This window comes from Chitinophaga sp., from assembly GCF_036569125.1.
Lineage (GTDB): Bacteria > Bacteroidota > Bacteroidia > Chitinophagales > Chitinophagaceae > Chitinophaga.
On the sequence record NZ_DATCRF010000549.1, the window covers coordinates 1 to 15,424 of the forward strand.

Below are 15,424 nucleotides of genomic sequence, written 5' to 3' on the forward strand. Positions count from 1 at the left end.
GTCCATTGCCTGCTGCGTAGTGATGTACTGTGGAGATAGTTGGTGTGGCCTGCGGCTGCCGTCCATGGTCGATGGTCCATAGTCCATCGCCTGCTGCGTAGTGATGTACTGCGGGGATAGTTGGTGTTGCCTTCGACTGCAGTCTGCGGTCCATAGCCGATGGTCATTGCTGCATGAATTGGAAGTGAAATAGCTATAGATCAATGCCTGTCATAAATAATGGTATATAAATTGTTACTGTTAACCCTGTTTACAAATGGGCCAACAGCATCGAAGCTCTCTCCGGTCCATGGTCAACAACCCAATGGGTTACGCCATGGATCATCGGCTATGAACCATGGACTGTTGTTAAAATTATGGTAAATAACCCAGCGGTTACGGCCGTGGATTATTACAAACTATGCACAACTACCATCCGATTATGCCATGGACCATTGACTATGGACCATGGACTTTAAAAAAACGCTTCCATAGCCGCCCAAAAAGCAGTATTATTGAAAGCGAAAAAGGCATGTGATTGATGAATTATCCGGGTAACAGCTCTTTTACACGATCCGTAAAAGGGAAGGTGGTGATTGCCTTCCTGGCGGGGTGTATTGCCCTGGGACTAGCCTGGGTAGTGAGCCGCACCGCTTTCCGTGAAATGCTGCGCACCGTAAAAAGCCTTTCCGAACCCAATGAAAAACTGCGCATCGTAAATACCCTTTTCCGGGATATTACCCAACTGGATCAGCTGCAGAAAAGGCAGGCATTGCTGAAAGCCAACTCTTATCAAAGCTTCCTCGACGAATCTAAAATGCTGCGCGTGGCCATGGATAGCCTGCAGCTCCTGTATAGCGACAATCCTTCCCAGCGCCGGCGCGTGGATTCTATGAAACACCTGCTGCTGGAAAGGGATAAGCTGTTCCTGAATTATTTACAGGTGCGGCAGGGGCTGGTGAACAATAACGATCTTACCAAACAGATCCAGACCCTTTCAGAGCTGATCCTGAACAGCGCACCACAGATAGACAGCACCGTGATCACCACGGAAAAAAAGATCTCCACCACCTTCATTTACCCTTCTGATTCTGCCGCAGCAGCTGCAGAAAAGGCAGCGGAAGAAGCCCCGCCCGTAAAAAGCGGCTTTTTCAGCCGTCTGTTTGGCCGTAAGAAACCGGAAGCACCGCCGCCGGCAACAGAACAGGAAGCGGAAGTAGCGCCTACCTCCCAGGCCCCTACCCGTATGGTAAAGGAGGAGGTGAACGTGAAAATAGATACGCTGGCCCTGGCCAAACAGGACAGCATTATGTGGGAGGTGGAAAAGGCCATGCAGGATTATGAAAAGGAGCGCCGCCTGCAAAGCAGCCGTTTTGTGAACCGGGAAATAGAGCTGGCCAATGCCAGTAATGTGCTCACCAGCCAAATGCTCTCCATTCTGCAGGAAGTAGAAAAAGAAGTAGTAAAACAGGAGGAGCAGAATAATTACCAGGCCCGCAACGTGGTAAGCACCAGTGTATGGCGTATCAGCATTATTATGTGCGTATTCCTGCTGCTGATGGCTATACTGGTATACCTTATCCTTACAGATATTACAAAAAGTAACGCTTACCGGCAGCAGCTGGAAATTGCCAAGGAAGAAGCCGAATACCATGGCGCTGCCAAACAGCGCTTCCTGGCCAATATGAGCCACGAGATCCGCACGCCGCTGCAGTCCATTATTGGTTATGCCGATCTGCTGCGGCAGCAGGATAAACCTTCCAAAAAGCACCTGGAGGCTATTTTCCACTCATCCGAGCACCTGCTGCATATTGTGAACGAGGTGCTGGATTACAGCCGCATCATATCCGGTAAGTTCACCTTTGAGCGCCGCGACTTTGACCTGCGCCAGCTGCTGGAAGAAGTAATGACCGTGATACGCCCGCAGGCAGAAAAGAAGGAGCTGGGCCTGGTGTTAAACAACACGCTTCATAGCGGCGTTTTTCTGAACGGAGATCCTTTCCGCCTGAAACAGCTGCTTTATAACCTGATGGGTAATGCCGTTAAGTTCACAGACGAAGGGCAGGTAACGCTTACCGTAGAGAGTGCGCCCTCTCCGGAGGACAATATGCAGCTGCTCACCTTTACGGTGGCCGATACGGGTAAAGGCATTGCAGAAAAAGATGTACAACGCATCTTTAACCAGTTTGAACAGGCAGGCGACAGCTCTCACCAGAACGGTACCGGCCTGGGACTAAGTATTGTAAAAGCCTTAACAGAAGCGCAGAACGGCAGCATTGAGGTAACCAGCGAACCGGGGGTAGGCTCCCGCTTTGCCGTGCAGCTACCCTTTGCAATGGCTGCTGCACATAATGCCCTGCCCAATACTGAAGCCGTTCATTTCCACGGCCATTACGAAGGCAAGGTATGGGTGGTGGATGATGATCCGTTTATTTTGCATTTATGCGCCTCTATTTTTGAGAAACATGCCATTCCGCACATCTGCTTCCATTTGCCGGAAGCCATGCTGGAAATGCCCTGGGACGATGATGTAACACTGATACTGGCTGACATGCGTATGCCGGGCCTGAACGGCGCGGAACTGTGCCGCCGCCTGCGCCGCTATATTCCGGAAACCGTGAAGATCTATGCCCTTACCGCACAGGCCCTGCCCGAAGAAAGGGAAGCCGTGCTGCAGGAAGGCGGTTTTGACGGATTGCTGATGAAACCCTTCCGGGAATCGGAACTCTTATCCCTGTTAGATGAACAGTACGTACCGGAAACAGATAACGAGGATTATGAAAGCGAGCCGGAAGAGGATAATGAAATAGACCTGGCTGCGCTGGAAAAGCTCACCTTTGGCGATAAGACCATGATCCAGAAAATACTGGAACGTTTTAGCAATGATAACCGCTATGACCTGGACCAGCTTTGTATGGCGGCTAAGGGAGAGGATATGGAGCAGGTATCCTTACTGCTGCACCGCATGGCCGGCAGAACCGCGCAGATAGGCGCCGGCGAGCTGGCAGCCCGCTTCCGGATGCTGGAAATAGCCTTACAACAAAATACTGTATTACCGGGAGATGCAGTGGCGCAGGTAGATGAGCTGGCCGTAGGCATGAAAGCCTTATTGTACAAGGTAGATTCCCTGTTTATCCCTCAATCTGATACTTCTCCATCTTTTTATAAAGCGTCTTTCGATCAATATTAAGCAGCCGGGCGGCCTTGCTTTTATTGTTCTTTACCTGGCGCAGTATTTCCTTGATCAATTCTTTTTCATTCCCTTCATTCAGCGCTTTCAGGTCAGTGCTCTGGGTTTTGGGCATCTGGTTCACGGAAAAGGTCATTTCATCCGGCAGGCTTTCCATACCGGCAGTTTCACTTTCCGTCAACAGCACCATACGTCGTATCACGTTCTTTAGCTCCCGCAGGTTGCCCGGCCAGTCGTACTGGCGGAACACCGTCATAGCGCCGGACGACAGGCGTTTGATCTGGCGGCCCAGCTCCTGGTTGGCCAGCTTTATAAAGTGCTGGGTAAATATTTCAAGGTCTTCTTCCCGCTCCCGCAGGGGCGGTACATCCATTTTAAATTCGTTCAGGCGGTGGTACAGGTCTTCCCTGAAATTGCCGTTGGCAGAGGGCAGGTCTTCATTGGTGGCGGTAATGATCCGCACATCCACCCGTATCTGCTGGGTGCTGCCAATGGGCTGTATCACGCGCTCCTGCAGGGCGCGCAGCAGCTTCACCTGCACTTCGTAGCTCAGGTTCCCTACCTCATCCAGGAAAAGGGTGCCGCCATTGGCAGCTTCAAACAAACCTTTTTTGTTTTGCAAAGCGCCGGTAAAAGCGCCTTTGATATGCCCAAACAGCTCACTGGCGGCCAGCTCTTTGGAAAGGGCGCCGCAGTCCACTGCAATAAAAGGCTTATCGGCCCGCTTGCTAAGGCTGTGAATAGAGCGGGCTACATATTCCTTACCGGTACCGCTTTCTCCCAATATGATCACAGACATATCGGTGGGCGCTACCAGCTTAATGTATTCATAGAGTTTTTTGGAAACTTCGCTGTTACCCTCAATAAAACCGGATAACACATTTTGCTGCTGGCTGGCAGGGGCAGTAGTAGTGGTTTTACGGTTCAGCGCTTCGTTCAGCACCAGCAGCAGCTCATCTGCATTCACCGGTTTGGTGATATAGTCAAAGGCGCCGGAGCGCATGGCCTGCACCGCGGTACGCACATCATTAAAGCTGGTCATAATGATGGCGGGTATATGCATACCCCTTTCCTTGGTAGCGTTCAGCACTTCCAGTCCGTTCCCGTCTGTAAGCCGGTAATCCAGCAACAGCAGGTCATATTCCTTTTTTTCCAGTGATCTTATTCCGTTCTTAACGTTGTACACTGCATCCACCTCATGGCCGTGTTTCTTTAGAAAACCTTCCAGGATCTGTGAAAATGTAGTGTCGTCCTCTACTAACAATATATTGGCCATGGCATCTTAATGGATTTACGATCTTAGATTTACGATTTTAGATTTGGATTTACGCGAATATGAATCGCGCTGATCAAATCTAAAATCGTAAATCTAAGATCTAAAATTGCTCGACTGTAATATTAGTTAACAATACCGGATAAAACAAAAATAGAGAAGTCCCCCCGTCCGGGGAGACTTCCCATTTTTATTCTACTGCATGTCCAGGGCTTTCAGATCAGGCAACCACTTTACCGTCTTTATCTAACTTTACGGTTTTGGCTTCTTCTCCTTTCTTCACTTCAACTTCGTAATACTCCGCTCCAGTAGCGGGTTTTACCCAAAAAGCTTTTTCTGCTTTCCATTCTTTATACTCATCAGAAGCCAGGGTTGCCTTTACGGCATCAGGTAATTCTTCTACCTTAACAGGTTTCTTTTCGTCCTGCAGCTGCACTTTTGCAATTACAGGCTTGTGTGCGTTGGCATTTACGGTAACTACGCCTGATAGTGCTACTACTACCAGTGAGAGCATCAAGTTTTTCATTGTTCAGTGTTTTTATAAAGTGGAGGAATTCTAAAGTCCCACTTTATAATGTGAAAAACGTGCCATGCTTTTTATCAAAGTTTAGCAGTGTGCATCTTATTGGCAGTAAGCGTTTTATGCGTATAGGATTGCGTACCCTCCACACATTACAGTTGAGGACGTATTCCCAAAGTTGAGTACAAAGTCAGCAGTTTTTTTACGCAATCTTCGCGTTCACAGCAACTTCCTGCACCAGCTGTATGCTCATGTGCAGCTTCACTTCATCTCCCAGTATCAGGCCACCGGCATCAGTGGTAGCGCTCCAGCGCAGGCCGTAGTCGGAGCGGTGCAGTCTTCCGTTCAGCTCAAAACCAGCCTTGGTTTGTCCCCATGCATCCTGTGTGGTACCGTAATATGTAACAGAAAGCTCAATGCTATGCGTTTGATCCCGTATGGTCAGGTCGCCGATCAGGCGGTAGTGGTCATCATCTACCTTCTTAACCTGTTTGGATTCAAATGATATCCTGGGAAATTGTGCGCCGTCGAAGAAATCGGCAGTCCTCAGGTGTTCATCACGTTGTTCATTGTTGGTTGTTACACTGTTAACGTCCGCCTCAAAGGTAATGTGTGCATCATGAAAGTCCGCGCTGTTGGTATGTAAGGTGCCTTCAAAGTTGGTAAAGTGGCCGCTTACGTTTGTGATCATCAGGTGTTTTACTTTAAATCCTACCTCGCTGTGTGATGCATCGATTTTCCAGGTTGTCATAATTGTAATGTTTTTAATCCTAGGTTCCTAAACGAATACGTTCATAGTTCCCGTTCCGTTTTCCGTATATAAAAATAATTGTTACGCCCTTCAAATGCTGTGGACAAATTGCCGGAAATAGTGCACTTTTTTAACATTTGTAATAATATAGTACACATTTAACATTTCGTTAAAACTTGCTTTTAAAACCGGCTGCCTGCGTAGCTTTAAAGCGGTTTTTTTGCAGACAGCCGCCAATAGAACTAACGTGTTAAGTGCAGAATTGCTTATTTTCCGTTCCCAAACGGAACCGCATGAAGATATTATTGGTTGAAGACGAGCCGAATGTGGTATCGCTTATTAAACGGGGCCTGGCAGATAACGGGTATGAGATCAGTGTGGCCATGGACGGCTCCTCCGGTTTACAAATGGCAAACGGCCATGATTTTGACCTGATCATACTGGATATTATGCTGCCGGGTATTAACGGGGTAGAGATCTGCCGCAGCATCCGCAAACAAAATGAGCAGGTGCCTATTATGATGCTCACCGCATTGGGTACCACGGAGAATATTGTAACGGGGCTGGATAGCGGGGCAGATGATTACCTGGTGAAGCCCTTTAAGCTGGCGGAGCTAAGCGCCCGCGTACGCACGCTTACACGCCGCTCAAAAAACACACAGGGCCCCGGCAGCCTGCTGCAGATCGCCGACCTGGAGCTGGATACCGTTTCCAAAACCGTGCGCCGTAATAATAAACCCCTGAACCTTACTGCTACCGAATACCGGCTGCTGGAGTTCCTGCTCAAGAACCAGCGCCGTGTACTGTCCCGCATAGAAATACTGGAACACGTATGGGATATTGATTTTAACCTGGGCACTAATGTAGTGGATGTATATGTGAACTACCTCCGTAAAAAAATTGATAAAACCGGTTCCTCCAAACTGATACACACCGTGGTGGGCATGGGTTATGTAATGCGCGAACAACATGAGAATACAGAATAAAATAACCATCCTCTTTACGGCTATTACCGCCGCTATTATGCTGCTGTTAAGCCTTTTCGTTTATTATTTTGCCGCCCGCAGCACCGCGCAGAACTTTTACCACCGCCTGGAAGTACGCGCCAAAATAGTGGCGCAGGCCATCCTGGAAGATAATAAAAGCAACACGCACATTTATTACCGTGTAAAGGAAGAGCAGCTGGAAAACCTGCCCTTTGAAAAAGATTATGCGATAAAGCTGCATCCCCGTACCGGCGAGCTGCAGGAACCCTCTCCCGTGAAATTACCCGGTGACTTTTACCAGAAGGTTTTTACCCAGGGCAGTGCGCGGTTTGTGCGCGACAGTGTGCTGTATACCGGCTTATACCTGGGCAAGGATGCCGATTTTATGGTGATCACTGCTGCGCAGGATGTGTATGGCAAGGAAGAATTACAGAACCTGAAACAAGCCCTGCTCACCGGTTTCCTGGTGTTTTCGGTACTGGTGTTCACCATCGGAAAAGTATTCAGCCGGCAGATCTTTCAGCCCGTGCGGGATATTATACATAATGTACAACGCATCAGCGCCAATAACCTGCACCTGCGTTTAAATACCGGCAACGGAAAAGATGAGATCGCGGAGCTGGCCATTACTTTTAATGATATGCTGGGCCGCCTCGAAGCTATTTTTGAAACACAGAATAATTTTATCAGCAACGCCTCCCATGAGTTCAGAACGCCGCTCACTATTATTTCCGGCGAAGCAGAACTGGGCATGCAAAAAGCCGGCGCCTCCCCGGAGCAGGTTGCCTCCTTTACGCTCATTTTACAGGAAGCAGCCCGGCTAAACCAGCTGGTAAGCAGCCTGCTAAGCCTTGCCCAAACAGGATTTGATGGCAAAAAGCTCCCCTGGGAAAAAATAAGGCTGGATGAGCTGTTATGGTCTGTGAAAACCACGGCCAACCAGATCTATCCTGATAATAAAATAACACTGGATTTTAATAACCTGCCGGAAGAGGCAGATCATTTAAGCACGCTGGGTAACCTTCCCTTATTACAGATGGCGCTGAGCAACGTGGTATTGAATGCCTGCAAATATTCCAGTAATCAACCGGTAGCCATACAGCTGGAAGCTACTAAAAAGGTGCTGATCATAACAGTAACCGACCAGGGTATTGGCATTCCCTCCGCAGAGCTGGGGCAGGTGTTTGTGCCTTTTTTCCGTGCCTCCAATACCAGCAGCTTTGAAGGCCATGGTATCGGATTGCCGCTTACGCTTAACATTATTCGCCTGCACAAAGGCTCTATTGACATACAAGCCTCTGAACAATCTGGCACCGTAGTAAAAATTTACCTGCCGGTAATTGCGTAACCATTATTCTGTACGCAAACTTTTTACAGGATTCATTAATGCCGCTTTAATAGCCTGGTAGCTTACGGTCAGGAAAGTAATGAACAAGGTGGCTGCAGCTGCTGCCGGGAAGATCCACCAGGGAATGCTGGTACGGTAGGCGTATTGCTGCAGCCAGCCGCTCATGGCATAATAAGCTACAGGGCATGCAATGGCCAGGGCAATGATCACCAGCTTTACAAAATCAGTTGACAATAAACCCCACAGGCTGAATAAGGTAGCGCCCAGCACTTTACGCACACCAATTTCCTTAATACGCTGCTCTGCCATGAAAGAAGCCATACCAAACAATCCCAGGCAGCTGATCAGGATAGCGAGGATGGAAAAGATGCTGGCCAGCTTACCAAAACGCTGCTCGTCTCCAAACTTATTTGCATAGTCCTGGTCCACAAACTGGTAGTCGAACGGGTGGGTGGGGTTGTACTTTTTAAACACAGCCTCTATCTTCGCCAGCGCAGCTTGCGTGCTTACTTTGGGATTTATTTTTACGATCATGCGCGTGCCGGGGCCGCCGCGCAGCATATGATAAACAGCCGGGCGTACCGGCGCATAGGGCGATTCTGCAATTACATCCCTGATCACTCCAATAATGTGGTAGGGCTCATCATCCCAGGTAACAATTTTTCCTACCGGATCTTTTAACCCCATAAATTTTATGGCTGCTTCATTAACCACAAAGGCGGTGGAATCCGTAGCAAAGCTGCGGGAAAAATCCCGGCCGGCTACCAGCTGCCAGCCAACCGTTTTCCCATAATCGTAAGACACAGGCTCACTGGGAAAATCCAGCGCCATACCCGGGTCCTTACCTTCCCAGTTAAAACCGCTGTTGGTGTTCCATACAGAGGTTATAGGACTCCAGCACTCCGCCATATTTTCCACTGCGCCGGTTTGCAGCAGCTCATTACGCACTACATCAAACCGGTCATGAATGGCCGGGGTGTACATAGGCAGCGTTACCAGCCCGTTACGGTCGTAACCAATAGGCCGGTTCTGTGCAAACTGTATTTGCCGGAACACTATAATGGTAACAATGATCAATATAACAGATACGGTGAACTGCAGCACCACCAATACTTTACGGGGCATAGCCGCATAACGGCCCACGCGGAAAGTACCCTTCAACACTTTTACCGGCCGGAAAGCCGATAAATAAAACGCCGGGTAGCTGCCGGCTATTAACCCGGTGATAAGGCTAAAACCTATGCAGATGGCCCAGAATACAGGACTGGCCCATAAGATGGACATTTGTTTATTAGCCACCGCATTAAACAGGGGCAGCAACAAAGCTACCAGCAGCAAAGCCACCAGCAGGGCTAACATTACCATTAACAGGGATTCGCTGAAGAATTGCCAGATCAGCTGACTGCGTTGTGAGCCAATGGCCTTGCGGATCCCTACTTCCCTGGCCCGTTTCTGAGAGCGGGCAGTGCTCAGGTTCATAAAATTGATGCAGGCCAGCAGTAATATAAATACCCCGCTGATCCCAAATAACCATACATATCTTATGAAACCACCTGTATTCACGCCATTCTTAAACTCCGCATACAAATGCCAGCGCGACATAGGATGCAGGAATAGCTGGGGATGAAAGGACAGCTCATCTTTATGAATATTTTTAAGCTTTACATCTTTGATCTTAGCCGATACTTTTTCCATAGTGGTGTGCTCCGCTATCTGCACAATAGCCCGGAAAGAATTGGCACGCCAGGGATTATCCAGGTGGTTCAGGTCTGTTAGCCGGGCATACAAGGCCCAGGGCATTATAAAATTCACATTTGAAAAAGAGGAGTTGCGCGGCATATCCTTATACACACCGGTTACCACCACAGGGGTTTTATTATCTATCAGCAGTGTTTTATTAAGTGGATCTTCTGCACCAAAACAGGCTTTGGCCTGTGATGCTGATAGCAGAATAGTGGCAGGATCCGTTAATTTATGGCTGCCCGCCTGCATTTTCAGGCTTAACATTTCAGGCAGGTCCGGCTCACAATACACCCCCACCCCGCTTAACCGCTTTTCTCCTGATGCCAGCACATGTGTTTGATCCCAGGTGCACATGGCTGCGGATTTAATGTCAGCGCCATAATCCTTACGCAATGCAGCCGCTAAAGGAAAAGGCTCGTTCATTCCCGTACCGGTTTCCCCGTTATTGTAAACATTCTGCAGCACCATTGCAATGTGCTTATAATCGGGAAACTGCTTATCAAACCGCCATTCATCTACTACCCAAAGCCCTATGAGCATAGCAATAGCCATACCTGCGGCCAGGCCGGTGATATTGATGGCAGAATACATTTTGCTTTTGCGCAGGTTGCGCCAGGCGATCTTAATGTAGTTCTTTAGCATAAGAGTGAAGGTTACGGATCACGCACTAACAACATACCAACACTTAAATAGCTGTTAGTCAATTGTTTTCTTGTCTTCAACTGTTCATTTCTGAACAGAACGTGTTCATTTTCAACTACTGACCCCGCTTTCTAATCCCTTTCTAATCTCTTCCTCACGGTATTTTAATACACCTCTTAGACCGTACTAACCCCCGTGTTGTTGCTTTGCACTATCAATTCACAACAAAAAAATATCGTGTATGAAAAATATCTTGATCCCTACAGATTTCAGCGTACGTTCCCTGGATATGGTAAAGGAAGCTATTAATAATGTGCAGCTGCATGAGCCCATGAACATTTTGCTGGTGCACTTTTTTAAAATGTCCGACAACATGCAGGAGCTGATGATGCTGTCCCGCCGTATGAAGGATTATGAGCACATCAGTGAAGAGTACCGGAATATCATTTCACAGCTGCAAAAAAATTACCCGGCCCGTATTAACAGCATCCGGGTGGAATGCTTCTATGGCAGCACTGTTGCGGTTTTCAAGAATTTCCTTTTCGCGAACAGCATTGCTGTAATTGCGTATGATGAGCATTACCGTTTTGTAAAAGTGAACAAGAACAGCCTTGATCCGCTGAACATCATAAAAAAATCGGGCTGCGCCTTATTGCCGCTGAACACTGGCAGCCGTGAGGAAAACCTGCGGATAAAAATACTGCGCCCGGCCGCTACTGCCTGATAAAATCTTCACCCATAAAACTGTGCTATATGCTACTGAAAGAGAATATTCCCTTTGCATACGTGTTCGGGAAAATAAAATATGAGCTGATATGGATAACTGCATATGCCATTGCCATTGCTGTTGTACATCAAAACTTTCACATTGTCCGCATATCCATTCCCATTGCTATTCCTGCCATATTAGGCACCGTTATTTCCCTGTTGCTGGGCTTCAGGTCCAACCAGGCCTATGAGCGCTGGTGGGAGGCGCGTATTATCTGGGGGGCCATCGTAAATGATTCCCGTACACTTACGCGGCAGCTGCTCACCTTTACTGCTTTTGAGGGGGAAACACCGGAGGAGGTGATCCGCTTCCGGGAAAGATTTGTACGGCGGCAAATTGCCTGGTGTTATGCGCTGGGCCAATCGCTGCGCAAGCTGCAGCCGACGCATGGACTGGACCGGCTTATATCCCAGCGGGAGCTGGATTACATCAGCCGCTTCGATAATAAACCCGTGGCCCTGCTGGAGCTGCATGCCCGCGACCTGGACTATGCGCTGAAACAGGGGTGGATAAACCGCTACCAGCAAATAGAGCTGGACCGCACCTTTACACGCCTCTGCGATTCTATGGGTAAAGGTGAGCGTATTAAGAACACCATTTTCCCGGCTACCTACAGCCTGTACATTCACCTTACGCTGAACCTGTTCATTCTGCTGCTGCCGTTTGGCCTGATAGAGTTCTTCGGCATTATTGAAATTCCGCTGGTAGTAGCTATTGCAGCTTCTTTCCTGCTGATCGAAAAAATGGCTATTCACCTGCAGGATCCTTTTGAGAATAAACCTACAGATACGCCGATGACCGCTATTGCGCGTACCATTGAGCGGGATCTTAAACAGATCCTGCAGGACTGGGAGATCCCGGAAAGCCAGCCCGCAGAAAAATTCTATATTCTATAGATCTATATTGCGAATCAATCCAATATGCGTCACCAGCCTCCGGGCGGTGGCGCATTTTTTATTTAAAACACAGATAACATTCTCCATTAGTATTCCTGCAGTGAACACTGTATTTTACCTTGCGTAATCAAAACCCTGTGATCAGTAACCGTACAATAATCTATTGAAACAACCCGGGAGCAATTCCCCTGTCGAAACACTTTTGAAAACCATCTAAACCGTTTAATCCATGAAGATCCAAGCGCGCTATGCCATCTTACTGGCCATGCTATTTGCTGCCTGTAGCAAAGAGCCTGTTACACCACCTTTACAGCCCATGACCGCCAAAACCGCTACCAGCGCGGCTAACGTGGTAACCCTTTCAGAAACTTTTGAATCCGGCACCAAAGGCGCCTATGCTTCCGGTAATGTTACCCTGGGCAGCGGCTCCTGGAACATGAACGATGCCTTGATCGGCAACCTGGCGGCAGATGCTAAAAGCGGCACGCAGTCCGTACGCATCCGCAATACCGGTTCCATTACCATGAACTTTGATGCCAGCGGCGGCGCCAACACCATTAGCATCAGCCATGCGGTGTATGGCAGTGATGGCAGCAGCACCTGGCAGCTGTGGATCTCCACCAACGGGGGCAGCAGCTATACGCAGGTAGGCAGCACCATTACCAGCTCATCCACCACCTTACAAACTGCTACCTTCACGGTGAGTGTAAGCGGCAGCTTCCGCCTGTCTATCCGCAAGGCTTCCGGCGGCAGCAACCGTATTAATATCGATAATATTTCCGTGAGCTCCGGCAGTGGCGGAGGCGGTGGCGGCACCACTCCCGGCGATGATGATAATATGCTGCTGGGCAATCCCAGTGGCGCCGTAGCCAATACCTCCTACCCGGCCAATTACCTGATGGTAAAAACCTACTACACATTATCGTATAACCGTGACCGTGGTGGGCCTAATTGGGTAAGCTGGCACCTGGCCAGCTCCGATATTGGCAGCACCGACCGGCAGGATGATTTCCGGGCAGATAATACCCTGCCCTCCGGCTGGTACCAGGTTGGCAGCAGCAGCTTTTCCGGCAGTGGCTTTGACCGCGGGCATAACTGTCCTTCGGCAGACCGCACTTCTTCTGTAAGCGCTAATTCGGCTACTTTCCTTATGAGCAACATGATACCCCAGGCGCCGAATAATAATCAGCAAACCTGGAATAACCTGGAAGGTTATGGCCGCAGCCTGGTGTCGTCCGGTAATGAGGTGTATATAATTATGGGCAGCTATGGCGTAGGCGGTACCGGCAGCAATGGTACCGCTACTACTATTGATAATGGCCATGTTACCGTGCCCGCTAACGTATGGAAAGTGCTGGTGGTGATCCCTAACGGCTCCGGCGACCTGGCCCGCATTAGCAGCAGCACCCGGGTGATTGCTGTAAATACGCCCAATGTTAACACGGTTAGCAGCGACTGGAAACAGTACCGCACTTCTGTAGATGCTATTGAAAATGCTACGGGGTATGATCTGCTGTCGAATGTGCCGGCGGCCGTGCAGCAGGTAATAGAGGCGAAGGTGGACAACCAGTAGATGCGAATTACGAATTAGTCAATTACGAATTGTGCTTAACGCGGAATATATAGAGAGGGCCGTAGCCATTTCTGAGCTACGCCCTCTCTTGTATGCTGGAAAAATATTGAAGCTAACCCTATCACTTTGCAAAAGGCTAATTACCTCAATAGCGGGCGGGGCCTTAATTGTATCATCTTTTGAGTGATAATTCTTTTGAAATTCTGTCAATTATTTTGCTAAAATTTTTAGTAATTTGCCAGTATGGAACAGCCGCCTATTTATACCATTGGTCATGGGCGCAGGTTAATTGAAGATTTCATTTACCTGCTGCAGGCGCCGGGTATTCAATACCTGGTGGATGTGCGTTCTATTCCTTTTTCCCGGTTTAACCCGCAGTATAATCAGCCTGCCCTGCAGGCAGCGCTGACAGCCGGCGGCATCCGTTATGTTTATATGGGCGATACCCTGGGCGGCCGTCCTGCAGATCCTACTCTTTATGAACCCGGCGGGCGAGTAGATTATGCGCTGGTAAGCGCGTCACAGCCATTCCGGCGTGGTATTGCACGTTTAAAAAAGGCGTATGAGCAGCAGATCGTATTGGCCATTATGTGCAGTGAAAGCGATCCCCGCCGGTGTCACCGCAGTAAGCTGGTAGGCGAAGCGCTGGTAAAGGAAAATGTACGGCTGCAGCATATTGATGAACAGGGACAAATGAAAACGCATGAAGCCATAATATTTGAAATAGGCAAAGGCAGGCGTGACCTGTTTAAATAGATCGTCTTGTATAATTGATCCAGCATTCGGCTATGATCAGATGTAAGGTGAATCCTATCCAGAATGCTGTACCAAAGAACTGCTGCGGCGCCAGGCCTGAGAATGCAAAGAACAATCCTACAATAGGCCGGATGGTGCCCACTGCCAGTCCAATGGCAAAGGCCCTTAACATCCACTCCCGGTGCAGGGCCATTCGCCGTTTTATAATATGCACCAACGCCCTGGTTAAGGCTATCAGAAAAAATACGGAAAATAAAACAGTGGCCGCGCCTTCATTCACACCACCTATCGGCAGCAGGAACGACATGATGAACGCCGAGATCCCGGTCATGTAAGCACACACTATAAATACCCAGCCGCTCCGGCGGTGAAAACGGGGATACTTTTCACGGATGCTTTTCACAAACTGTAAGGGTCCCAGGATCATGAATAAGGCGCCGGGCAACATGTGCAGGAAAGTAATAACCGCATGTTTTGAAAAACCCGTATCAAACGGAGCGCCACCAGCGGGGTTCACGGAAGCCAGCACGCCGGCCATTGTAAGCGCTCTGCGGATCACCATTGCAAGGCCTGTCAGCACCAACAGTATAACCGCCAGCCATATAAGCCGGGGCGTTCGTTTTATGGTAGAATTGTATGCCATAGTATAAAAGTAGCGGTACTGCATACCCGATAGCGCAGCAGTAGACCACAGCGGCATATGCTGCGACAAGATGCATAGTTATAACGCTGGCATTTCCCATTCACAGCAATCTTTCCTATTTTAACAGCCGCACACGTCATAAAAGAAAAACCGATGAAAAAAATTATTGCTCCGCTGCTGTTAGCCGTTATAGCACTGATCTGCTTCAGCTTCAAAAAGCAGCCGCCCGCTGCCAAACCCAATGTGATCATCATTTTCATGGACGATATGGGTTATGGCGACCTGGAATGTTATGCCGGCACGCCCTGGCATACGCCCAACATTAACAAGCTGGCAGCGCAGGGCATGCGGTTCA

Annotated in this window: 13 protein-coding genes; 8 read left to right on the forward strand and 5 right to left on the reverse strand. The window is 48.9% G+C overall.

The window, feature by feature from the left end:
- The first annotated feature begins 520 nt into the window (after positions 1 to 520).
- A complete protein-coding gene (locus VIM87_RS20600) occupies positions 521 to 3,169 on the forward strand; it encodes an ATP-binding protein (RefSeq protein WP_331998829.1) in 2,649 nt (882 codons plus the stop codon).
- Here VIM87_RS20600 and VIM87_RS20605 read toward each other — a convergent pair.
- The 3 genes from VIM87_RS20605 to VIM87_RS20615 all read right to left on the reverse strand — a co-directional run bounded on the left by VIM87_RS20605 (position 3,111) and on the right by VIM87_RS20615 (position 5,713).
- Complete coding sequence (locus tag VIM87_RS20605) at positions 3,111 to 4,445, reverse strand: sigma-54 dependent transcriptional regulator (RefSeq protein ID WP_331998830.1); 1,335 nt, start codon at positions 4,443 to 4,445, stop codon at positions 3,111 to 3,113. The genes VIM87_RS20600 and VIM87_RS20605 overlap by 59 nt on opposite strands.
- A 217-nt stretch (positions 4,446 to 4,662) precedes the next feature.
- Positions 4,663 to 4,968, reverse strand: a complete 306-nt coding sequence (locus tag VIM87_RS20610) for a hypothetical protein (protein ID WP_331998831.1) — start codon at positions 4,966 to 4,968, stop codon at positions 4,663 to 4,665.
- 196 nt (positions 4,969 to 5,164) lie between these two features.
- Positions 5,165 to 5,713 (reverse strand): YceI family protein, encoded by a 549-nt coding sequence (locus VIM87_RS20615; protein WP_331998832.1) that lies wholly within the window; start codon positions 5,711 to 5,713, stop codon positions 5,165 to 5,167.
- Positions 5,714 to 6,006: 293 nt separating this feature from the next.
- Here VIM87_RS20615 and VIM87_RS20620 point away from each other — a divergent pair, with 293 nt between their 5' ends.
- A complete protein-coding gene (locus VIM87_RS20620; RefSeq protein WP_331998833.1) occupies positions 6,007 to 6,699 on the forward strand; it encodes a response regulator transcription factor in 693 nt (230 codons plus the stop codon).
- Entirely contained in the window at positions 6,683 to 8,047 is a 1,365-nt protein-coding gene (locus VIM87_RS20625; RefSeq protein WP_331998834.1) for a HAMP domain-containing sensor histidine kinase, read from the forward strand. Before VIM87_RS20620 ends, VIM87_RS20625 begins: the two co-directional genes overlap by 17 nt.
- 3 nt (positions 8,048 to 8,050) lie before the next feature.
- Here VIM87_RS20625 and VIM87_RS20630 read toward each other — a convergent pair whose 3' ends face one another.
- Positions 8,051 to 10,432: an ABC transporter permease gene (locus VIM87_RS20630; RefSeq protein ID WP_331998835.1), complete on the reverse strand. Its 2,382-nt coding sequence runs from the start codon at positions 10,430 to 10,432 to the stop codon at positions 8,051 to 8,053.
- 241 nt (positions 10,433 to 10,673) lie between these two features.
- Here VIM87_RS20630 and VIM87_RS20635 point away from each other — a divergent pair, with 241 nt between their 5' ends.
- The 4 genes from VIM87_RS20635 (at position 10,674) to VIM87_RS20650 (ending at position 14,426) form a co-directional block, all read left to right on the forward strand.
- Positions 10,674 to 11,156 (forward strand): hypothetical protein, encoded by a 483-nt coding sequence (locus VIM87_RS20635; RefSeq protein WP_331998836.1) that lies wholly within the window; start codon positions 10,674 to 10,676, stop codon positions 11,154 to 11,156.
- A 29-nt stretch (positions 11,157 to 11,185) separates the two neighbouring features.
- Positions 11,186 to 12,097, forward strand: a complete 912-nt coding sequence (locus tag VIM87_RS20640) for a bestrophin family protein (RefSeq protein WP_331998837.1) — start codon at positions 11,186 to 11,188, stop codon at positions 12,095 to 12,097.
- A 229-nt stretch (positions 12,098 to 12,326) separates the two neighbouring features.
- Positions 12,327 to 13,670, forward strand: a complete 1,344-nt coding sequence (locus VIM87_RS20645) for a DNA/RNA non-specific endonuclease (protein ID WP_331998838.1) — start codon at positions 12,327 to 12,329, stop codon at positions 13,668 to 13,670.
- 243 nt (positions 13,671 to 13,913) lie between these two features.
- Complete coding sequence (locus VIM87_RS20650; protein WP_331998839.1) at positions 13,914 to 14,426, forward strand: DUF488 domain-containing protein; 513 nt, start codon at positions 13,914 to 13,916, stop codon at positions 14,424 to 14,426.
- Here VIM87_RS20650 and VIM87_RS20655 read toward each other — a convergent pair.
- Positions 14,419 to 15,138 carry a DUF2306 domain-containing protein gene (locus VIM87_RS20655; protein ID WP_331998840.1) on the reverse strand — a complete coding sequence of 240 codons (720 nt, stop codon included), beginning with the start codon at positions 15,136 to 15,138 and terminating at the stop codon, positions 14,419 to 14,421. The genes VIM87_RS20650 and VIM87_RS20655 overlap by 8 nt on opposite strands.
- An 84-nt stretch (positions 15,139 to 15,222) precedes the next feature.
- On the opposite strand from VIM87_RS20655, the gene VIM87_RS20660 reads away from it, so the two are divergent.
- On the forward strand, positions 15,223 to 15,424 hold a 202-nt coding region (locus VIM87_RS20660), incomplete at its 3' end, for a sulfatase-like hydrolase/transferase (RefSeq protein WP_331998841.1).